This window comes from Jiella endophytica (assembly GCF_004519335.1).
GTDB classification, from domain to species: Bacteria; Pseudomonadota; Alphaproteobacteria; order Rhizobiales; family Rhizobiaceae; genus Jiella; species Jiella endophytica.
On the sequence record NZ_SOZD01000002.1, the window covers coordinates 722,460 to 741,985 of the forward strand.

Consider the following 19,526-nt stretch of genomic DNA (forward strand, 5'->3'; position numbering starts at 1 on the left):
ACTCGGCACATCCTGATGTCCGCAGCCATCGCCCGCATCGAAGACGCCGTCGGCCGCCTGCTGCTCGCCGCCGTCGTCCTCCTCGTCTTCGTCGGCGCGCTCTCGCGCTCGCTCAACCATCCGATCATCTGGTCGGTCGACATGGCCCAGGCCGTGTTCGTCTGGCTGTGCTTCTTCGGCGCGCTGAAGGCGATGCGGCTGAAGGCGCATATCGGCGTCGACTATTTCGTCGCCAAGCTGCCCTATCCGGCGCGGCGAGCGATCGAGTTCGTCCTCGCGATTGCCGTCCTCGCCTTTCTCGCCACCATGGGCTGGTTCGGCATCAAGCTGACGCTGCTCAACACCGCACGGATCTTCGGCGACAGCGGCATCTCCTATGCCTGGGTCACCGCGGCGGTGCCGGCCGGCTGCCTGGCGCTGTTCCTGATGGTCGGCGCCCATCTCATTCGCGCGCTGCGCTTCGGCGGCCTCGTCTTCTCGCAGGAGCCGGGCGCGGTCGGCGACGCCGACACCAGCGATGCGCCCGGCCATGGCGACGCCAAGGCGGTCCGCACCGCCGGAGAACTGTGAGCCAAAGCCATGCTGCTGCCGACCATCCTGTTCTTCTCGCTGATGCTCCTCGGCATGCCGATCGCCTTTGCGATCGGGATCGCCGGCTTTTCCTTCTTCCTGACCAGCCAGTTCATCCCGGTTTCGATCGGCATCCAGCAGGTCGCCACGGCCTCCCAGAGCTTTCCGCTGCTGGCGGTGCCGTTGTTCCTGCTCGCCGGCCACATGATGAACAAGACCGGCATCACCCGCCGGCTGATCGACTGCTCCAACGCGCTGGTCTCCTGGATGGCCGGCGGCCTCGCCCAGGTCTGCATCCTCCTGTCGACCTTCATGGGCGGCGTCTCCGGCTCGGCGGTGGCGGACGCGGCGATGGAGGCGCGGGTGCTCGGCCCGGAGATGCTGCGCTCCGGCTATGGCCGCGGCTTCACCGCCGCCACCATGGCCGTCGGATCGCTGATCACCGCGACGATCCCGCCGAGCCTCGGGTTGATCCTCTACGGCTTCGTCGGCAACGTCTCGATCGGCAGGCTGTTTCTCGCCGGCATCATCCCCGGCCTGATGATGATGGTCGCGCTGATGGCGACGGTCTGGATCGTCGCCAAGAAGCGCGGCTATGGCGGCGAGGCCCGCTCGCTGCCGGACATCGGGACGGTCGGCCGGACACTCTGGCATGCGAAATGGGCGCTGATCTTTCCGGTAGCCCTCCTCGTCTCGATCCGCAGCGGCATCTTTACCGCCTCGGAGGTCGGCGCCTTCGCCGTCGTCTATGCCCTCCTCGTCGGCATCTTCGCCCATCGCGAACTGACCTGGGGGGCGCTGCAGGAAGCGCTGTCGGAAAGCGTCGTCGACATCGGCGTCATCACGCTGATCATCCTCTTCTCCGGCATGGTCGGCTACGCCATCGTCTTCGAGCGCGCGCCGCAGACCATCGCCGAGGCGCTGCTCGGGCTTTCCAGCGAGCCGATCATCGTCGTCTTCCTGATCCTTCTCTTCGTCTTCATCTGCGGGCTGTTCATCGAGGCGACGGTGCTCGTCCTCCTGCTGACGCCGATCGTCCTGCCAATCGTCAAGCCGCTGGGCGTCGATCCGGTGCATTTCGGCATCCTGATGATGACCATCGTCACCCTCGGTGGCATGACCCCGCCGGTCGGCGTCGCGATGTATGCCGTCTGCTCGATCCTCGACGTGCCGATCGAGGAATATGTCACGGAATCGCTGCCCTTCGTCGGGGCGATCCTTCTGGTGGTGACGGTGCTGGCGCTGCTTCCCGGGCTCGTGCTGTTCCTGCCGAACCTTCTGATGTAACGCGGGGTCCGTCCCGGCAGCTTCCAATCATGAAAGAGGAATGATGATGCGGCAGACCTGGCGCTGGTTCGGCCCGAACGATCGCGTGAGCGTCGACGACATGCTGCAGGCAGGGGTCGAGGGAGTGGTCTCGGCGCTGCATCACGTTCCGACCGGCGAGGTCTGGACGGCGGAAGCGATTGCCGTGCGCCAAAGCGAGATCGCCACGCGCCGCGACGGCTCGCCTTCGGGCATCGCCTGGGAGGTGGTCGAGAGCCTGCCGGTCTCCGAGGAGATCAAAAAGCAGACAGGCGCCTTCCGCGCGCATGTCGAGAGCTACAAGACCAGCCTGAAGCACCTGAAAGCTGCCGGCATCGAGGTCGTCTGCTACAATTTCATGCCGGTCCTCGACTGGACGCGCACGGACTTGGCCTACAGGGTTCACCATGGCGGCACGGCGATGCGCTTCGACCTTGTCGACTTCGCCGCCTTCGACATCTTCATCCTCGAACGGCCCGGCGCCGGAGAGAGCTTTCTGGAAGACGTCGCGGCCGCGGCGGAAAAGCGCTTTGCCGAGATGCAGGACGCCCGCAAGGCGGAGCTTGCGAAGAACGTCGTCTTCGGCCTTCCTGGAGCGGCGGAGCACTTCACCCTCGCCGACGTCAGAGCCCATCTCGCCGAATATGGCGCGATCGACGAGGACAGGCTGCGCAGCCATTTCGTCGACTTCCTGTCTGAGGTCGCGCCGCTGGCCGAGGAACTCGGCATCCGCCTCTGCTGCCATCCCGACGATCCGCCCTTTCCGCTGCTCGGCCTGCCGCGCATCATGTCGACCGAGGCGCAGTATCGGACCGTCATGGAAGCGGTCGACCTTCCGGCCAACGGCATCACGCTCTGTTCCGGCTCCCTCGGCGTGCGGCCCGACAACGACCTCCCCGGCATGATGGAGCGACTGGGCGACCGGGTGCATTTCCTGCATCTTCGCAACACCAGGCGCGAGGGCGATGGCCTGCCCTGCTCCTTCCACGAGGCCGAACACCTTGCCGGCGACACCGACATGGTGGCGCTCATTGCCGCGGCGCTCAACGAAGAGGCGAGGCGCAAGGCCGCCGGCCGCCCAGACGCTTCGATCCCGTTCCGGCCGGACCATGGCCAGGACATCCTCGACGACCTCTCACGAAAGGCTCAGCCGGGTTATCCGGCGATTGGGCGTCTGAAGGGCTTGGCGGAGCTCAGGGGGGTCATCGCGGGGTTGGGGTATGGGGGACGGCCCTAAAACGTCGTCATTCTCAGGCCCCGTCCCGAGAATCCAAGGGCGGTTGCCGAAACCTTTGCCGCTGCCGACTTCTGCTGCCAAAGCCAATTGCGCCCGACGATTTCTGGATTCTCGGGACGGGGCCCGAGAATGACGCAGCTCTGCAGTCGGCGCCCCTTCCACCCGGCGCGGCAATTGGGATGGATCGCGGGATATAACTTGGACCGCGGATATGGTACGCCCGCTCGCACCCTCGTCCTTCGAGGCTCCCCCGCTCTTCGCGCGGGCTCACACCTCAGGATGAGGGTGCTTTTCCGGCACCCTAACCTCCTCCTCCAGCGCCGACTGGGTCCTCGTCGCGCCGAGTTCGATGACGGCGCGCATGGTCGCCCGCGCCCGCTCCTCGTCCTTCGAGGCGATGGCCTCGACGATGCGGCGGTGATTGTCGGCGCATTCGCGGATCATCTCGGCATCCTCCGCGGGCGAGGACAGCCGCAGAACGATCGCCAGCGCCGTCTCGATCAGGCCGCTGGTCGCCCGCATGAACGGGTTCTGCGAGATGTCGGCGACGGCGAGGTGAAACTTCAGGTCGACCCGCGCGATCGAGGTGCGGTCGTGGCCGAGATCGCCGAGTTCCTCGACGATGGCGGCAAGGCGGGCGATATCCTCCCCCGTCGCCCGGCGGCAGGCGAGCGCGGCGGCTTCGGGTTCGAAGGCGAGGCGCATCGTCGCCAGATCCTCGATGAAGCGAGCGTCGAGCCCGGTCTCGACCCGCCAGCGAAGGACATCGGGATCGAGGAGGTTCCAGCGCTCGCGTTCGAGCACCTTGGTTCCGACGCGCGTCTTCGCCTCGATCAATCGTTTCGCCGCCAGCGTCTTCATCGCCTCGCGCAGGACGGTGCGCGAGACGCCGAAAGTCTCGCCGAGCTCCTTGTCGCCCGGCAGGATCGAGCCCGGCGGGAAGCTGCCGCCGACGATCTGGCGCCCGAGTGTTCCGACCACATGGGCATGGCTCGAGCGGATCCCCTGGACGCCTCCCGCAGAGGCCAACAGCCCGGTCATGCCGGGATCGCGGCCGAAGCGCCGCTGCGGCGCGCGCTCAGCCAGACGAGGCCGCGCTGCAGGGCGATGAAGGCGAACAGGAGCAGTCCGATCACGATCTTTGTCCACCAGCTCGAAAGCGTCCCGTCGAAGACGATGTACGTCTGGATCAGTCCCATGATGAGGATGCCGAGAAGGGTGCCGGCGACATAGCCCGACCCGCCGGTGAGCAGCGTGCCGCCGATGACGACGGCGGCGATGGCGTCGAGCTCGACGCCGACCGCGGCCAGCGAATAGCCTGCCGAGGTATAGAGCGAGAAGGCGATGCCGGCGAGCCCGGCGAGGAAGCTCGACAGGGCGTAGATCATCACCGTGGTCCTCGCGATCGGAACGCCCATCAGCTCGGCCGACTGGCGGTTGCCGCCGATCGCATAGACGTTGCGGCCGAAGGAGGTGAAGTGGGCAATGAGGATGCCGGCGAGGAAGACGGCGAGCATCGCCATGCCGATGAAGGTCAGTCGCCCGCCGCCCGGCATCCTGAAATAGAGCCCGTGCAGCGTGTCGTAGAGGCCGGCCTTGATCGGCACCGAATCGATCGAGATCAGGAAGGCGATACCCCGCGCGAAGAACATGCCAGCCAGCGTCACGATGAAGGGCGGCATGGCGAGATAGTGGATCATTGCCCCCATCACTGCCCCGAAGACGGTGGTGATCGCCAGGAGGAGGACGATGGCGAGAAGCGGCGGCACCCCCCAGTCGCCCATCGCCACCGCCAGGAAGACCCCGGTGAAGGCGATCACCGAGCCGATCGACAGGTCGATGCCGCCGGACAGGATGACGAAGGTCATGCCGACCGCGGCGATGCCGAGAAAGGCGTTGTCGGTGAGGAGATTGCCGATCACCCGGGTCGACAGCATGTTGGGGAACTGCGCGATGCACAGCGCATAGGCGAGGATGAAGATCAGGAAGGTCGTCGCCAGCGAAAACAGTCTCGACGAGGTCATCTTGCGGCCTCCTTGCCGGTCTCGCGGGCGGGCGGCGTCGCCGGCGCGGCATCGGGAGCCCGGCCCGGCCGGTGCTTGAAATAGGCAAACAGCGTGTGGCTCGCCGGCGACTGGACGACGAGAATGACGACGATGATCGCCGCCTTGATGACGAGGTTGAACTCCGGCGGGAAGCCGGCGAGCAGGATGCCGGTATTGACCGACTGGATGATCATCGCGCCGATCAGCGAGCCGGCGATGGAGAAGCGCCCACCCATCAGCGAATTGCCGCCGACGACGACGGCGAGGATCGCGTCGAGCTCGAGCCAGAGGCCGGCATTGTTGGCGTCGGCGCCCCTGATGTCGGCCGCAGCGACGATGCCGGCGACGGCGGCGCAGAGGCCCGAGGCCGCATAGACCGCAAGCAGCAGCGCCGAGGTGCCGATGCCGGCAAGCGACGAGGCCCGACGGTTGATGCCGATCGCCTCGACGAGAAGGCCGAGGGCGGTGGAGCGGAACAGCAGCGAGACGACGATGCCGAGGAAGACCCAGAGGATCACCGGAAACGGCACGCTGGCGAGCGAGCCCGAGCCGATGAAGATCAGGCCGGGATCGTTGAAGGTCAGGATGACGCCCTCGGTGACGAGCTGGGCGATGCCGCGGCCAGCGACCATCAGGATCAGCGTCGCGATGATCGGCTGGATGCCGAGAAAGGCGACCAGCGCACCGTTCCACAGCCCGCAGAGGATGCCGACGCCGAGTGTGGCGAGTACCGTTACCGCCAGCGAATGGTCGCTGGTGATCAGTGCCGCCGCGACGGCCCCGGCGATCGCCATCACCGCGCCGACGGAGAGGTCGATGCCGCGCGTCGCGATCACCAGCGTCATGCCGATCGCGAGCAGCGCCACCGGCGCGCCGCGGTTGAGAATGTCGATCAGGCTGCCATAGAGGCGGCCATTGGCATAGGCGATGTCGAGGAAGCCCGGCGCGATCGCGGTGTTGAGGGCAAGGATCACCACCAGCGCGACGAGCTGCGGCAGGATCCGTCTGAAGGTGGACAGCCCCGGGCCGGTCACGCGACGCTCTCCCTTGTGCCGGCGGCCGCTTGCCCAGCCGCCTCGCCGGCGCCGTGGTTTTCGCTCGCGGCGATCGCCCGCATGATGGCGTCGGCGGTGATCTCGCCGGCCGGCAGTTCGCCGACATGGCGGCGGTCCGCCAGAACCCGCACCCGCGTCGCATAGGCGACGATCTCCTCGAGCTCGGAAGAGATGACGAGCAGTGACATACCGCGTTCCCTGAGTTCTCCGATCAGCCGGATGATCTCGGCATGGGCGCCGACGTCGATGCCGCGGGTCGGCTCGTCGAGAATCAGGAGCCGCGGGTCGGTGGCCAGCCAGCGGGCGAGGATGACCTTCTGCTGGTTGCCGCCGGAGAGGAACTTGATCGGCTTCTCGCGGTCGCTGGTGCGGATGTCGAGGGCCGCGATGTATCGGTCGGCGATCGCCTCCTGCTCCTTGCGGGACAGCGGCTTCGCCCATCCCCGCCGGGCCTGCAGCGCGAGGATGATGTTCTCCCGCACCGAGAGGTCGTCGATGATGCCGTCCTGCTTGCGATCCTCCGGGCAGAAACCGAAACCACGGGAAATCGCGTCGCGGGGCGAGGAGAAGCTCGCAGGCTTGCCGTCGACCTCGATGGTGCCATGGTCTGGCTGGTGGATGCCGAACATCAGCTCGGCGCTCTCGGTGCGGCCGGCGCCGAGGAGACCGGCGACGCCGACCACCTCGCCCGCCCGCATCTCCAGATCGAAGGGCGCGATGCGGCCGCGCTTGGAAAGACCCTTGAAGCTCGCGACGACAGGCTTTGTCGCAAGGTCGGGCGGCTCGGCGCGCTGCTCCTCCTCGGCCTTCAGTTCGCGGCCGAGCATCAGCGACACGAGTTCGAGCCGGTCCAGCCCGGCGAGCGGCCGCGTCGCCACCTTGTGGCCGTTCCTGAGGATCGTGACGCGGTCGGCGATGCGATAGACCTGATCGAAGAAGTGGGTGATGAAGACGACGCCGAGGCCGCGGCCCTTGAGGGACTGAAGGATCGCAAACAGCCGCGAGACCTCCGCCGCGTCGAGGCTGGCGGTCGGCTCGTCGAGGATCAGCACCTTGCCGGAAATGTCGACGGCCCTTGCGATGGCGACGATCTGGCGGACGGCGACCGAATAGGTGCCGAGCAGCGCCGCGACGTCGATGTCGAGCCCGTACTGGTCGAGGATCTCGCGCGAGCGGCGGTTCGCCTCGCGCCGGTCAGTGAGGCCGAAGCGCTTCGGCTCGCGGCCGAGAAAGAGGTTTTCGGCAACCGTCAGATTGGGCAGGAGATTGACCTCCTGATAGACCGTTCCGATGCCGAGCGCCTGGGCATCCTTGACGTCGGCCGGATCGACGGCGACGCCATCGAGGCAGACCCTGCCGCGGTCGCGGCGATAGGCGCCGGTGAGGATCTTGATGAGGGTCGACTTGCCGGCGCCGTTTTCCCCGACAAGGGCGTGGATCTCGCCGGCGAGAAGCTCGAAATCGACATTCGACAGCGCCGTGACGCCGAAGAATTCCTTGCCGACGCCGTCCGCGCGAAGCAGCGGCTCGTTCTTCACCATGACTTCTTCCCCGTGCGGGATCGGATACTCGGCCAATCTCCCCGACGCCGGCGAGTGGCACGCGTCTCCGGCCGAAGGGTCGAACCATCCTCCGGCCGGAAACGCGCAACGAAGAGACCCCGGCCGGCGGTTGCCCAGTCAGACCGCCGGCCGGGAAAACCTACAGCATCGGCCCGAAAATCGGATCGATTTTCGGAAAGCACGATGCGTAGATTGAATAACTTAGAGCGTCCTTTGTGCGTCCATTCGGACGCACGGCGCTCTAAAGGCTCAGTAGCCCTGGTTCTTCTTCTCTTCGTAGATCGACTTCGGATCGTCCGACTGGGTGTAGAGCTTCGATTCGGTCTGGATGAACTTCTCCGGCTTGGTGCCGTCCTTCAGATAGGCGTCCAGCGCGTCGAAGGCCGGGCCGGCCATGTTCGGCGTCAGTTCCACCGTGGCATTCGCCTCGCCGTTCTGCATGGCGAGGAAGATGTCCGGCACCGCGTCGATCGAAACGACGAGAATGTCGGAGCCCGGCTTCAGGCCGGCTTCCTTGATCGCCTGGATCGCGCCGACGGCCATGTCGTCATTGTGGGCGTAGAGGGCGCAGATGTTCTTGCCGCCGTTCTCGGCCTTGAGGAAGCTTTCCATGACTTCCTTGCCCTTGGTGCGGGTGAAATCGCCGGTCTGCGAGCGGACGATCTTCAGGTTGTCGTGGCCCGAGATCGCCTTTTCGAAGCCGGCCTTGCGCTTGATCGCCGGCGACGAGCCGGTCGTGCCCTGCAGCTCGACGATGTTGCAGTCCTTGTCGCCGACCTCCTTGACCAGCCACTCGCCGGCGACCTCGCCCTCATGCTCGAGATCGGAGCCGACGGCAGTCAGATAGAGATCGTCGGACGAATCCACCTGCCGGTCGAGCAGCACCACCGGGATCTCGGCGTCCTTGGCCTCTTCCAGCACCTGGTCCCAGCCGGTCGCGACGACCGGCGCGAGCAGGATCGCATCCACCCCTTGCGCGATGAAGGAGCGGATCGCCTTGATCTGGTTCTCCTGCTTCTGCTGGGCGTCGGCGAATTTCAGGTCGATGCCGCGTTTTTCCGCCTGCTCCTTGGTCAGCGTCGTCTCGGCGGCGCGCCAGCCGGATTCCGAACCGATCTGCGAAAAGCCGACGGTCATGTCGGCGGCAAGGGCTGGGCCTGCCATCAGGCCGGCGAGCGCGACGGCGCCGGCAAGCGTCTTCAAAATCTTCATGAGTTCCTCCCGAACGAACCCGGCCTCCACACCGGATGCGGTCAAGGATAATATTATATGATAAATGATGTCCAGTGGCGTTCCATTGTGCGTTGCAACGTTGCCGTCGTTCTGGAGCCGAGAGGAGCAATGCGAGCATGAACGCCGGCGGCCGATCTTTGGCCCGGAACCCTTCAGCCGGCAGGTCTCGGATGGGTCAGCGGTCCTTGCCGCGGTCGACCACCCGCGGCGTCGAGCGCGCTGCCGATCCGGTCGACAGTTCGAAGCGGACGAGAACCGGCAGGTGATCGGAATCCGTCGCCGGCTGGCGGGTAGCGGAGATCACCCGCAAATCCTTGGAAACAAGCACGTTGTCGATGGGAAGCCCCACCAGCGGCCGAAGTTCGCCGGGGAGCACCGTCGCCAGCCAGGTCGCGCCGATGCCGCCGACCGGCGTCGTGCGGGAGGCCGCGGCATAGCGGCCGACCGTCTCGCTCCAGGGAGTGGCGTTGAAGTCGCCGGCGACGATCAGCGGGGTGGCCAGTCCCGGCAGCACCGTGTCGAGCCGCTCGACCTGCCGCGCCTGGGGGAAGGGCCAGGGCCAGACGAGATGCTCGGCGACGACGCCGAGAGAGGCGCCCTGGCCGAGATCCACCCGGCGCGCCACGAAGCCGTCCTCGGCCCGGCAGATCGCATCATCCGACGCGAACGGAAAGCGCGACAGGATCGCGACGCCGCCGACCACCTCGCCGACACCGCAATAGGCGGTGTAGGGATAGAATTCGCGCAGCGGCTCGAAGGCCTCCACCCAGCGCCGGTTCATCTCCTCGAGCGTCACGACGTCCGGATCGAGCCGGGCGATCGTCGCGATGGCAGGCTCCGGCGCGGCGTTGTGCCTGAGATTCATCTGGAGAAGCGTCAGCGTGCGGGAGGCGCCGGCGGGAGCGTTCGCCCGCGACAGGGCGGTCTCGGTCCCGGCCGGGCGCGGCATGACGAAGCCCGCGACCGACACCGCCCCATAGGCTGCGAGCGCCGCAGCGAGCGTCGCCGCGGCGATGCTCCTCAGCGCGATCAGCACCAGCGCCAGCAGGAACAGCACCGCCGAAAAGTGGGCGCGAAAATGCGCCAATGCATCGAAGAACGGGATCTTCTCGCCGAAGAAGCCGCAGGCGAGCGCCGCCCCGACGATCAAGGCGAGGCCGAGCACGATTGTCTCGACGAAGCGAAGCGGGAAAGTCTTCAACCGGCGTGCCCGTTCCTACTGAAATGCGGTCTCGAAGAAGGAGCGCAGCTTGCGCGAATGGACGCGCTCCGACGGTAGTTCGCTCATCAGCTGGAGCGCCCGCATGCCGATCTCCAGATGCTGGGCAACCTGGCGCTTGTAGAACTCCGTCGCCATGCCCGGCAGCTTCAATTCGCCGTGCAGCGGCTTGTCGGAAACGCAGAGCAGCGTGCCGTAGGGCACCCGGAAGCGGAAGCCGTTGGCGGCAATCGTCGCCGATTCCATGTCGAGGGCGATCGCCCGCGACTGGGAAAGCCGCTGCACCGGCTCGCGCTGGTCGCGGAGCTCCCAGTTGCGGTTGTCGATGGTGGCGACGGTGCCGGTGCGCATGATCCGCTTGAGGTCGTAGCCGGAAAGGCCGGTGACCTCCTCGACGGCCTTCTCCAGCGCCACCTGCACCTCCGCCAGCGCCGGGATCGGCACCCATAACGGCAGGTCGGCATCGAGGACGTGATCCTCGCGCACATAGGCATGGGCAAGGACGTAGTCGCCGAGCGCCTGGCTGTTGCGCAGGCCGGCACAGTGGCCAAGCATCAACCAGGCATGGGGGCGCAGCACCGCGACATGGTCGGTGATCGTCTTGGCGTTGGAGGGCCCGACGCCGATGTTGATCATCGTGACACCGCTGCCGTCGGCGCGTTTCAGATGATAGGCCGGCATCTGCGGCAGGCGGAGCGGCGAGGTTCCGGAGACCGGCTGCTCGAAGCCCGCCGGCGTCACCAGATCGCCCGGCTCGACGAATTCGTCGTAGCCGGCGCCGCCGCTGCGCATCATCTCCCGCGCCCTCAGGCAGAACTCGTCGACATAGAACTGGTAGTTGGTGAAGAGGACGAAGTTCTGGAAATGCGACGGCCGCGTCGCCGTGTAGTGGGCGAGCCGGTGCAGCGAATAATCCACCCGCTGAGCGGTGAAGGGCGCGAGCGGCAGGCGCTCGCCGGGATAGGGCTCGAACGTGCCATTGACGATCCGGTCGTCGGTGGCGCCGAGATCGGGAACGTCGAAGACGTCGCGGAGCGGATGACCGAGCTTTTCGGCGGCAGCGCCGTCGACATAGACGCCTTCGGGCAGCGCGAAGTGCAGCGGGACCGGCGTCGCCGAATCGCCGATCATCACCGGCTGGCCGTGATTTTCGAGGAGAAGCTCCAGCTGTTCGACGAGATAGCGGTCGAAGAGGTCCGGCCGGGTGATCGTCGCGGCATAATCGCCGGGCAGCGGCACATGGCCGAAGGCGAGGCGCGAATCCACCCGCGCATGGGTGCGCGTCGTCAGCGCGACCTGCGGATAGAAGGCCCGGTAGCGCCGGTCGGCCCGGGCCTGGTCGAGCACCTGGTCGAACTTGCCGGTGAGAAAGCCGACCGACCGCTCATAGAGGCGTTTCAGCTCCGCGACTGCCGCTCCCGCATCATTGAACGGGCGGGGCGGCGCGGCCTCGGGCGTCTCGACGGGAAGATGTTCGCTGGCGGTGTCGAAAGCTGTCATGTCCTTCGTCGTATCGCGGGTCGATGGCGGCGTTAAGACGGATCGGCAGGGCGGAGCCCGGCATTTGTGCGCTTCAGGACCCCGCTTCCGTCACCTTCCCGGGGGAGTCTCCGTCGCTCGACCACCCTCGGCGATCCCGTTTCCGGCCCGGCCGGCGACATGGGGCCAGGCCGCCGATGCCGGGCCGCCTGCACCGGTTCAGAACTTCGCCTGTCCGGGCGCGGCGCTGCGGTTGATGCGGCAGAGCTTGCCGGAGGCGTAGTCGCAGGTGCCGCCGGAAATCGATGCGACGAAGCTGGTGGACTGGCCCGGTGTCGAACGCTGGGCCAGGGTGCTCATGGCGATCCCGAACAATGCGATCAGGAGCGTGATGGCGACGAGGCGTGTGTACATCTGGCGATCCGCTTTGCTGTGGCCGCGCCCATAGGCTTCAGCACTGATTCGTAGGCATTAGGCCATTTCCCGCCTGAATGCGACCTGCAAGACACAGTCGCGGGTCTTTTTCGGGCCAAAGGCGGGCTGCGCCGCTTCGCCGCGGCGCCGGCGAGTGGGCGGTCTAACAGCCTCAGTCTTGCGTGGGCGTTGCATCCGACGGCCCGGTCGGTGGAACGTTCGGGCTGTCCGGTCGAAGAAATGGCGAACTGAGCGCACGGACTGGCGCAGCCTGAGGATCACCCGACGCGACCGGTCATTCGAGAGGGTGGAACACGATAGCGAGAGGCGCAACCGTCGTCGGACAGCAATCGGAGACGAGCGCGGTGGCAGATACCAGCCGCGGCAATTGTTCGCAGAACTGCCTTAAGGAGAGGGCCTTCACGCCGGTCAGGGCCGCGATGCGGAGTGCCCGAACGGCCGGCCGCGGCCGACGCCTTGCGGGCGGCGGCGCCTGCGCGCTCGAGCGCTAAGCATCTGCAAGCGCTACGACAGCGGCGGCGACGATCGTGGGAAAAGGGTGGGAGGCTGGCACGGCGACCCGTGCCATAGCTCGTTGGGGCTGCTTCCTTCCGGACCTGACCCGGTTGGCGAGTGGCTCGTCCACCACCAACCTCCCGGCTCTCCATATCGGCGAAATCGCTTCTAGATGCAAGGAGGTGCGACGAATTTCCGGCGTGGCGATCGTGGGGCCGGGCCGAGACGATCTGTGCCGCGCCATTTCGGGAGGACTTCTGCGACCATGCGCCAATTCGAACTCGATCCGCGTCTGGCGGCCGATACCGTCCTCGTCAAAGATCTCGGACTGTGCGCCCTTCTCCTGATGAACGATCGGCGCTGGCCCTGGCTGATCCTCGTCCCGAAGCGCAACGACATCACCGAGATGCACGAGCTGACGCCCCTCGACCAGACTCTCCTCACCTTCGAGACATGCCTCACCGCCAAGGCGCTGAAGACGTTTTCCGGCGCCGAGAAGATCAATGTCGGGGCGCTCGGCAACATGGTGCCGATGCTGCACGTCCACGTCATTGCCCGGCATTCGGGCGACACGAACTGGCCGGGGCCGGTCTGGGGGCACGGCCGCGCCGAGCCCTATGAGGACGACGCCCTCGAGGATCTGCGCGGCGCGCTGGCGCGGGCCGTGCTCAACGAGTGATCCGGCCGGGTCGGCCCCCGCCGCTTCCGCTTCGGGTCGCCGCCTGCCGCTCTGCGTGACCCGTCATTCCGGTTCGCCAAACGGCCGGCCACCCCGACTGTCGCCCTCGCCCGCGCTCGCGCAAAACCTTTCACGGAAGACATTTGCCTGTCGTGGCGATCATGCTCTATCGCTGCGCCAGCCTGCCATCCCCAAGGAGTGCACCGATGAGCGACAGCGAGAAACGGGCGGCGCAGGAAATCAGCGCCCGCACCGGATTTTCCCGCAACGCGCTTCGGCGCGACGGCGAATTGCGGACCGATGCCAGCCTCGCCGCCGCTCTCGATCACCCGCACGCCACCATCTACCTGACCGCCAACGGCAAGTGGCTGGTGAAGACGAATGCAGCGCCGCTCTCCGCCGGTTTCTCGATTGCCGAGGCTAGGGAGCTCGGTGCCGGTCTCGATGAGGCGATCCTGCTCGGCTTTGCGGCGGGCGATGCCCCGGCGCTGGCAGCCGTCGTCGCCCTCGAAGGCGAGGATGTGGGAGACGGCCTCGCCGCCATGGATCTGCGCGGCATCGGCATGGAAGGACGGCTCGATCCGGACAGCGAGGGCCGGCTCGCCCAGGCCTCGCACCTCGTCCAGTGGCACGGCAAGAACCGCTTCTGCGGCCTCTGCGGCGCGCCGACCCGCTCTGCCTCGGCAGGCTACCGGCGCCAGTGCACCGCCTGCGAGACGCCGATCTTTCCGCGCATCGATCCGGTGACGATCATGCTCGTCCATGATGGCGAGGGCCGCTGCGTGCTCGGCCGTCAGCCGCGCTTTCCGGAAAATTTTTGGTCGTGCCTCGCAGGCTTCGTCGAGCCCGGCGAAACGCTGGAGGATGCGGTCAGGCGCGAGACCATGGAGGAAAGCGGCCTCAGCGTCGGCAAGGTGGAAATGGTCGCCTCCCAGCCTTGGCCGTTTCCCGGCAATCTGATGGTGGGCTGCATGGCGCTTGCCGAAAGCCGCGACATCGCCTTCGACGCCACCGAACTCGAGGACTGCCGCTGGTTCTCCCGCAGCGACGTCAGAGCGATGCTGGAGGGGACGCATCGGGACGGGCTGATGGTGCCGAAGCCTTTCGCCATCGCGCATTTCCTCATCAAGGCCTTCGTCGATGACGAGACGTCTGCCGGCCGCTGAAGCCGGCGTGCCTCGGCCAGCGGCACCCCGCTATCGCGGCGGCGCGCGATAGACGTCGTCCGGCCGGGTGGCGTTCTTCCAGTTCGATTCGTCGCGCTTGTAGGCGCAGTCGTGGCCGGTGCTCAGCCAGTGGCGGGTGGCGGACTTCGCATGCAGCGACACGCCGCCGGCGATCTCCGGCTGCTCGGCGAGGAGCTGCGTCACCGCGGTGGCGAGGATCGGCGGCCCGGTGAGCGACCAGACATTGCCCTCCTCCCGCGACAGCACGCGCCGGCAGGCAAGCGACAGCGCACGGCCGATGACGGGATGCCGCGGCTCGGCAGCGAAGAAGCCGTTCCACAGGACACCCGTCGTTTCCTCGATGATCAGCAGGAGCCGGCCGCGCGCCGGGATGATGTCGGCGAGCGGCATGTGGCTCGCCTCGTCGGCATCGGCATAGACGCCGCCGCGGCGAAAGGCATAGGCGAGGCGGAAGAGATCGGCCCGCATTGCCGGATGGGCGGCGCTGTCGAAGGCGTCGAGGGCATCGCGATTGCGGCCGTCGGCCAGAAACGCCCGGGCGCTTTCGTCGTCGAAGCAGCGATAGCGATGGTCGGGGCTGGTCGCCGGCCAGGTCGCCATCAGGGCGGCGACGTCGGCAGGCGGCTTCGCCATGTCCCAGAACTGGAAGATCTCCCGGGGGATCTGCGCGTTCGGCCCGGGCGCATGGCTGGCGAGCCCGCCCGAGGCTCGCAGTTCCCGCAGCAGGGCAAGGCTCGTCGGCACGTGGCCGGGAAAGCGCGAGACCAGCGCCGTCAGCCCCGTTGCACGGTCGGCGCCGTCTCCCTTCAGCAAGGCGAGAAGCCGGTCGCTCGCCCGCGGACCCCGTGCAACCAGCGCCAGAAAGCCGCGAAGATGGGCGTCCTGCATCACCGACTGGCTGGAGCCGCGATTGACCGACAGGATCTCCGCCGCGACCGCCAGATCGTCTTCCGCCGCGGCGAGATCTCCGAGGACGATCCGCACCTCGGCAAGATGCAGGCGGTAGGAGACCGCGCGCGGCGCCAGCCGGACGGCGTCGCGCAGTTCCGCCTCGGCCGCGAGAAACCGGTTGCGATAGCGTAACAGGTGCGAACGCAGGAAGGCCGCCCGGGCCTTCTGCTGCGGGCCGGAAAACCGCACCGATCGCAGCAACTCTTCGGCGCGATCGATCTGACCGGTCCGTAGGGCCAGGCCGATGAGGGAGCTCGCGGTCTCGACGTTCGGCTCGGCCCCATCGGCCTCCGAACGGGTAAGCTCCGCTTCGAGAAGCGAAAGGGCCGCGAGATGCTCGCCCGCCCGCTCGAGGCTGCGGGCCTTCAAAAGCGCTGCCTGGTCGTTGGCGGGATCGATGGCGAGGACCGCTGCGAGATTGCGATCAAACGCTGCCGAGTCGCCGATTTCCAGAAAGGACCGGGCCGCCTCGATATGCGCCACGACATTGTCCGGCATGTCGAGCGCCAGGGCCTCGAACATCTCGCCGGCGCAGCGGTGGTCGCCCTTGGCCCGGGCGATCTGCGCCAGCTGGCGCCTGGCGCCCGGACGTGGCCGGTCGGCCGTCACCAGCGGCTCCAGCCAGGCCGCCGCCTCCGCGAAACGGCCGAGTTCGCGCAGTTCGGTGGCGACGTCGAGCCGGGCGCTTACGTCGTCCGGACAGGTCTCCACTGCGGCCAGGCAGGCGGCAAGGGCTTCCTCGCGTTGGCCTTCGGCCCGGGCCTCCCGCCCGTCCCGCACGACCTCGACGAATTCTTCGGACATCGGTTCTCCCACAAACCGGTCCGCCAATTTCGAGGCCGCCGCGACCCTCCTCCGGTGGCGGAGCGAAAATCAACCCTGCTTGCTTGCATCCTTGGAATCGATCGCCTCGAGCCGCTCCTGCATGCGCTGCAGCTGCTCGCGCATCGACTTCAGATCGTCGTCACGGCTGCCGGCCGAACCGCCGGTGCGAGCGCCGTTCGCCTCTCCCTCGCCGTCCGCCTCTCCCAGGGCGCCGGCGACGAAGGGATTGAACATCGTCATCGCGCGGCGGAACATCTCGGTGTTGCGCCGAACCTGCGCTTCCATGAGCTTCATCGGCGTCTGGGTCATCGCGCCGGTCATCTGCTCGCGGAACGATTCCTGCTCCTTGGCGAAAGCCGACATCGACTGTTCCAGATAGCCGGGAATGACCATCTGCATCTGGTCGCCGTAAAAGCGGATGAGCTGGCGCAGGAAGGCGATCGGCATCAGGTTCTGCCCGCCCTTGTTCTCCTGCTCGAAGATGATCTGCGTCAGCACCGAATGGGTGATGTCCTCGCCGGACTTGGCGTCCTGAACGACGAATTCCTCGTTGTTCTTCACCATCAGAGCCAGGTTTTCGAGCGTCACATAGGTGCTGGTACCGGTGTTGTAGAGGCGCCGATTCGCGTATTTCTTGATGACCGTCACGTCTTCGTTTCTGGCCATGATCAACTCCCTGAACACCACCCACCGTAGCGGGGCGCCACGCATTTGTGCGAACGCTCATGTGCGCCGCATAAATGATAGGCACAAATCGCAGCATATTCCAATGCATTCCGCGGAGTCCGGCGTCGATCAACAAGGAGCATCGAACGGCCCGCCGCCATTCTGACGCAAGGACATGGGCCGGCCGGACCGGCCGCCAGTCATCACCCGGCACTCCACCAGTAAGGCGCTTGCGGTGCGGAAAATCCCGTCGATGCGGCGTTGCACCCCGCCCTCGCCGAGCAGCCCTCTTGCCGCTTCGCACAACGCCCGTGCGTGGTCATGCGCCATTCGCTCGGCCCTGCTATAGGGTCTCTTTGGACGATGGGCCCGCCCCTTTCGGCAGGGCCCCGAAGCACTATCTGAGACACGAACACGCAGAAGGCGGAGGAAATGACGATGAGCAACACCCAATCCGTGGTGATCGTGGGCGCGGCGCGCACGCCAGTCGGTGCCTTCAACGGCGCATTCGGCCAGGTCCCGGCCCATGAACTCGGCGCAGTCGCGATCAAGGAGGCGCTGTCGCGGGCCAAGGTCGATGCGGCCGAGGTCGACGAAGTGATCATGGGCCAGATCCTCACCGCCGCCGAGGGCCAGAACCCGGCACGCCAGGCGGCGATGGCCGCAGGCTGCCCGAAGGAGACCACCGCCTGGGCGCTCAACCAGCTTTGCGGCTCGGGCCTTCGCACAGTCGCCATCGGCATGCAGCAGATCGCCATGGGCGATGCCAAGGTCATCGTCGCCGGCGGCCAGGAATCGATGTCGATGGCGCCACACGCCGCCTATCTCAGGGCCGGCCAGAAGATGGGCGACCTGAAGATGGTCGACACCATGCTGAAGGACGGGCTGATCGACGCCTTCAACGGGTATCACATGGGCAACACCGCCGAGAACGTCGCCCGCCAGTGGCAGCTGACCCGCGAGATGCAGGACGAGTTCGCGGTGAAGAGCCAGAACAAGGCCGAAGCCGCCCAGAAGGAAGGCAAGTTCAAGGACGAGATCGTCCCCTTCACCGTCAAGGGCCGCAAGGGCGACACGGTCGTCGAGGATGACGAATACATCAAGCACGGCGTGACGATGGATTCGGTCGGCAAGCTGCGTCCCGCCTTCGACAAGGAAGGCTCGGTGACCGCGGCCAACGCGTCCGGCATCAACGACGGCGCGGCGGCGACGGTGCTGATGAGCGAGGCCGAGGCCGAGCGCCGCGGGCTCACCCCCATGGTGCGCATCGTTTCCTGGGCAACGGCGGGCGTCGATCCGGCGATCATGGGCACCGGCCCGATCCCGGCCTCGAAGAAGGCGCTGGAAAAAGCCCGCTGGTCGGTCGACGACCTCGACCTCGTCGAGGCCAACGAGGCCTTCGCGGCGCAGGCCTGCGCGGTCAACAAGGACCTCGGCTGGAACCCGGACATCGTCAATGTCAATGGCGGGGCGATCGCCATCGGTCATCCAATCGGCGCGTCGGGCAACCGCATCCTCAACACCCTGCTCTTCGAGATGCAGCGCCGCAACGCGAAGAAGGGTCTCGCCACCCTCTGCATCGGCGGCGGCATGGGTGTCGCCATGTGCTTCGAGAGGATGTGAGCCGAAAACGCCGCCAGTTGGCCGAGAGAGGTCCAAAGGAGATGCCGGTTTGCCCGACGCCCCCTTCGAACAGCTCGTCTTTTCCGGCGGCGGCACCCGCTGCTTCTGGCATGGCGGTTTTCTGGAGACGGTGCGCGGGCCGCTCGGCCTGAAGCCCGAGCGCATCGCCGGCGTTTCCGGCGGCGCGCTCTCCGCCGCCTGTTTCATCGGCGATCGCGACCAGAAGCTGCTCGACGTCATGGGTTCGGCCTTCGACGCGCGGGACCATAATTTCTCGATCGACCGCGCGGAATTCGATCGCAACGGCCTGACCCCGCATCAGCAGATGTATCGGCAGGTCGTGCGCGAGACCCTGGACGCGGAGGCCATCGGGGCGATCTGCGACGGGCCCTCTTTCGAGATCCTCCTCGCCCACCCGCCGCATTCCGGCTTTCCAAGGCTCACCACCTTCCCGATGATGGCGGCCTATCTCGCCGACCTCGCCATCCGTTCGACACCGCATGTCGTCCTGCCCGAAAAGCTCGGCGCCGATCAGGAACTGGTCGATGCCCGCCAGGCCGCGCGCGACGGCATGCTGATCGACCTCATCTGCAACGCCGCGGTCATTCCGCCCGTGTTCAATCTCCAAGGGTGGAACGGCAAGAAGGTGATCGATGGCGGCATGACCTCGAAGGCACCGATGCCGACGAACTATGAAGGCCGCACGCTCGTCCTTCTCACCCGTAAGTTCCGCAACCTGCCGGAGCATCCAGACCGCGTCTATATCGAGCCCTCGAAGGCCGTCCCCGCCGACAAGATCGACTTCACCGATCGCGAAAAGATCATCGCCACCTGGAACGCCGGGATCGAGGATGGCCGGGCTTTCCTCGAGGCCGTGTCCAACGCCGTCCGGCTGATGCGGGACAATTCCTCGGCCATTCCGGCACATCATCCCTAGCCAGCCGTCCACGGCGCCTCTAG

Annotated in this window: 17 protein-coding genes and 1 other RNA gene; 7 read left to right on the forward strand and 11 right to left on the reverse strand. The window is 66.7% G+C overall.

What is annotated here, in order from left to right:
• Positions 1-15: 15 nt before the first annotated feature.
• The 3 genes from E3C22_RS08435 to uxuA are packed head-to-tail and all read left to right on the forward strand — an operon-like array spanning position 16 to position 3,112.
• Positions 16-570, forward strand: coding sequence for a TRAP transporter small permease (locus tag E3C22_RS08435; protein ID WP_134761544.1), 555 nt, complete (start codon positions 16-18; stop codon positions 568-570).
• Positions 571-579: 9 nt separating this feature from the next.
• Entirely contained in the window at positions 580-1,857 is a 1,278-nt protein-coding gene (locus tag E3C22_RS08440) for a TRAP transporter large permease (protein WP_134761545.1), read from the forward strand.
• Positions 1,858-1,903: 46 nt separating this feature from the next.
• Positions 1,904-3,112, forward strand: coding sequence for a mannonate dehydratase (uxuA, locus tag E3C22_RS08445; RefSeq protein WP_134761868.1), 1,209 nt, complete (start codon positions 1,904-1,906; stop codon positions 3,110-3,112).
• A 267-nt stretch (positions 3,113-3,379) separates the two neighbouring features.
• On the opposite strand, the gene E3C22_RS08450 is transcribed toward uxuA, so the two are convergent.
• The 9 genes from E3C22_RS08450 to ffs form a co-directional block, all read right to left on the reverse strand.
• Complete coding sequence (locus tag E3C22_RS08450; RefSeq protein ID WP_134761546.1) at positions 3,380-4,153, reverse strand: FadR/GntR family transcriptional regulator; 774 nt, start codon at positions 4,151-4,153, stop codon at positions 3,380-3,382.
• Positions 4,150-5,136, reverse strand: a complete 987-nt coding sequence (gene yjfF / locus E3C22_RS08455; RefSeq protein ID WP_134761547.1) for a galactofuranose ABC transporter, permease protein YjfF — start codon at positions 5,134-5,136, stop codon at positions 4,150-4,152. Before yjfF ends, E3C22_RS08450 begins: the two co-directional genes overlap by 4 nt.
• Positions 5,133-6,191 (reverse strand): ABC transporter permease, encoded by a 1,059-nt coding sequence (locus tag E3C22_RS08460; RefSeq protein WP_134761548.1) that lies wholly within the window; start codon positions 6,189-6,191, stop codon positions 5,133-5,135. The genes yjfF and E3C22_RS08460 overlap by 4 nt, the downstream gene beginning before the upstream one ends.
• The gene (locus E3C22_RS08465) at positions 6,188-7,753 is read right to left on the reverse strand and encodes a sugar ABC transporter ATP-binding protein (protein WP_134761549.1); all 1,566 of its coding nucleotides are present in this window, start codon (positions 7,751-7,753) and stop codon (positions 6,188-6,190) included. Before E3C22_RS08465 ends, E3C22_RS08460 begins: the two co-directional genes overlap by 4 nt.
• A 270-nt stretch (positions 7,754-8,023) precedes the next feature.
• Entirely contained in the window at positions 8,024-8,986 is a 963-nt protein-coding gene (gene ytfQ / locus E3C22_RS08470) for a galactofuranose ABC transporter, galactofuranose-binding protein YtfQ (protein WP_134761550.1), read from the reverse strand.
• A 196-nt stretch (positions 8,987-9,182) separates the two neighbouring features.
• Positions 9,183-10,208 carry an endonuclease/exonuclease/phosphatase family protein gene (locus E3C22_RS08475; protein WP_134761551.1) on the reverse strand — a complete coding sequence of 342 codons (1,026 nt, stop codon included), beginning with the start codon at positions 10,206-10,208 and terminating at the stop codon, positions 9,183-9,185.
• Positions 10,209-10,223: 15 nt separating this feature from the next.
• Entirely contained in the window at positions 10,224-11,726 is a 1,503-nt protein-coding gene (locus tag E3C22_RS08480) for an AMP nucleosidase (RefSeq protein ID WP_134761552.1), read from the reverse strand.
• A gap of 198 nt (positions 11,727-11,924) precedes the next feature.
• A complete protein-coding gene (locus tag E3C22_RS08485) occupies positions 11,925-12,119 on the reverse strand; it encodes a hypothetical protein (RefSeq protein WP_134761553.1) in 195 nt (64 codons plus the stop codon).
• A 559-nt stretch (positions 12,120-12,678) separates the two neighbouring features.
• Positions 12,679-12,776, reverse strand: an RNA gene (gene ffs, locus E3C22_RS08490) — signal recognition particle sRNA small type.
• A gap of 124 nt (positions 12,777-12,900) precedes the next feature.
• Between ffs and E3C22_RS08495 the strand changes: the two genes are divergently transcribed.
• Positions 12,901-13,314 carry an HIT domain-containing protein gene (locus E3C22_RS08495; RefSeq protein WP_134761554.1) on the forward strand — a complete coding sequence of 138 codons (414 nt, stop codon included), beginning with the start codon at positions 12,901-12,903 and terminating at the stop codon, positions 13,312-13,314.
• A 206-nt stretch (positions 13,315-13,520) separates the two neighbouring features.
• Positions 13,521-14,480: an NAD(+) diphosphatase gene (nudC, locus tag E3C22_RS08500; protein WP_134761555.1), complete on the forward strand. Its 960-nt coding sequence runs from the start codon at positions 13,521-13,523 to the stop codon at positions 14,478-14,480.
• 30 nt (positions 14,481-14,510) lie between these two features.
• On the opposite strand, the gene E3C22_RS08505 is transcribed toward nudC, so the two are convergent.
• Positions 14,511-16,256, reverse strand: coding sequence for a tetratricopeptide repeat protein (locus tag E3C22_RS08505; RefSeq protein WP_134761556.1), 1,746 nt, complete (start codon positions 16,254-16,256; stop codon positions 14,511-14,513).
• Positions 16,257-16,325: 69 nt separating this feature from the next.
• On the reverse strand, positions 16,326-16,943 hold the full coding sequence (gene phaR, locus E3C22_RS08510; RefSeq protein WP_134761557.1) for a polyhydroxyalkanoate synthesis repressor PhaR: 618 nt from the start codon (positions 16,941-16,943) through the stop codon (positions 16,326-16,328).
• A gap of 438 nt (positions 16,944-17,381) precedes the next feature.
• On the opposite strand from phaR, the gene E3C22_RS08515 reads away from it, so the two are divergent.
• Positions 17,382-18,566 (forward strand): acetyl-CoA C-acetyltransferase, encoded by a 1,185-nt coding sequence (locus tag E3C22_RS08515; RefSeq protein ID WP_134761558.1) that lies wholly within the window; start codon positions 17,382-17,384, stop codon positions 18,564-18,566.
• A gap of 49 nt (positions 18,567-18,615) precedes the next feature.
• On the forward strand, positions 18,616-19,503 hold the full coding sequence (locus E3C22_RS08520; RefSeq protein ID WP_134761559.1) for a patatin-like phospholipase family protein: 888 nt from the start codon (positions 18,616-18,618) through the stop codon (positions 19,501-19,503).
• The last annotated feature ends 23 nt before the right edge of the window (positions 19,504-19,526 follow it).

Coding starts and splice junctions, on each gene's coding strand:
- E3C22_RS08435 (WP_134761544.1), top strand. CDS start 16: ATGTCCGCAGCCATCGCCCGCATCGAAGACGCCGTCGGCCGCCTGCTG.
- E3C22_RS08440 (WP_134761545.1), top strand. CDS start 580: ATGCTGCTGCCGACCATCCTGTTCTTCTCGCTGATGCTCCTCGGCATG.
- uxuA (WP_134761868.1), top strand. CDS start 1,904: ATGCGGCAGACCTGGCGCTGGTTCGGCCCGAACGATCGCGTGAGCGTC.
- E3C22_RS08450 (WP_134761546.1), bottom strand. CDS start 4,153: ATGACCGGGCTGTTGGCCTCTGCGGGAGGCGTCCAGGGGATCCGCTCG.
- yjfF (WP_134761547.1), bottom strand. CDS start 5,136: ATGACCTCGTCGAGACTGTTTTCGCTGGCGACGACCTTCCTGATCTTC.
- E3C22_RS08465 (WP_134761549.1), bottom strand. CDS start 7,753: ATGGTGAAGAACGAGCCGCTGCTTCGCGCGGACGGCGTCGGCAAGGAA.
- ytfQ (WP_134761550.1), bottom strand. CDS start 8,986: ATGAAGATTTTGAAGACGCTTGCCGGCGCCGTCGCGCTCGCCGGCCTG.
- E3C22_RS08480 (WP_134761552.1), bottom strand. CDS start 11,726: ATGACAGCTTTCGACACCGCCAGCGAACATCTTCCCGTCGAGACGCCC.
- E3C22_RS08485 (WP_134761553.1), bottom strand. CDS start 12,119: ATGTACACACGCCTCGTCGCCATCACGCTCCTGATCGCATTGTTCGGG.
- E3C22_RS08495 (WP_134761554.1), top strand. CDS start 12,901: ATGCGCCAATTCGAACTCGATCCGCGTCTGGCGGCCGATACCGTCCTC.
- nudC (WP_134761555.1), top strand. CDS start 13,521: ATGAGCGACAGCGAGAAACGGGCGGCGCAGGAAATCAGCGCCCGCACC.
- E3C22_RS08505 (WP_134761556.1), bottom strand. CDS start 16,256: ATGTCCGAAGAATTCGTCGAGGTCGTGCGGGACGGGCGGGAGGCCCGG.
- phaR (WP_134761557.1), bottom strand. CDS start 16,943: ATGGCCAGAAACGAAGACGTGACGGTCATCAAGAAATACGCGAATCGG.
- E3C22_RS08515 (WP_134761558.1), top strand. CDS start 17,382: ATGAGCAACACCCAATCCGTGGTGATCGTGGGCGCGGCGCGCACGCCA.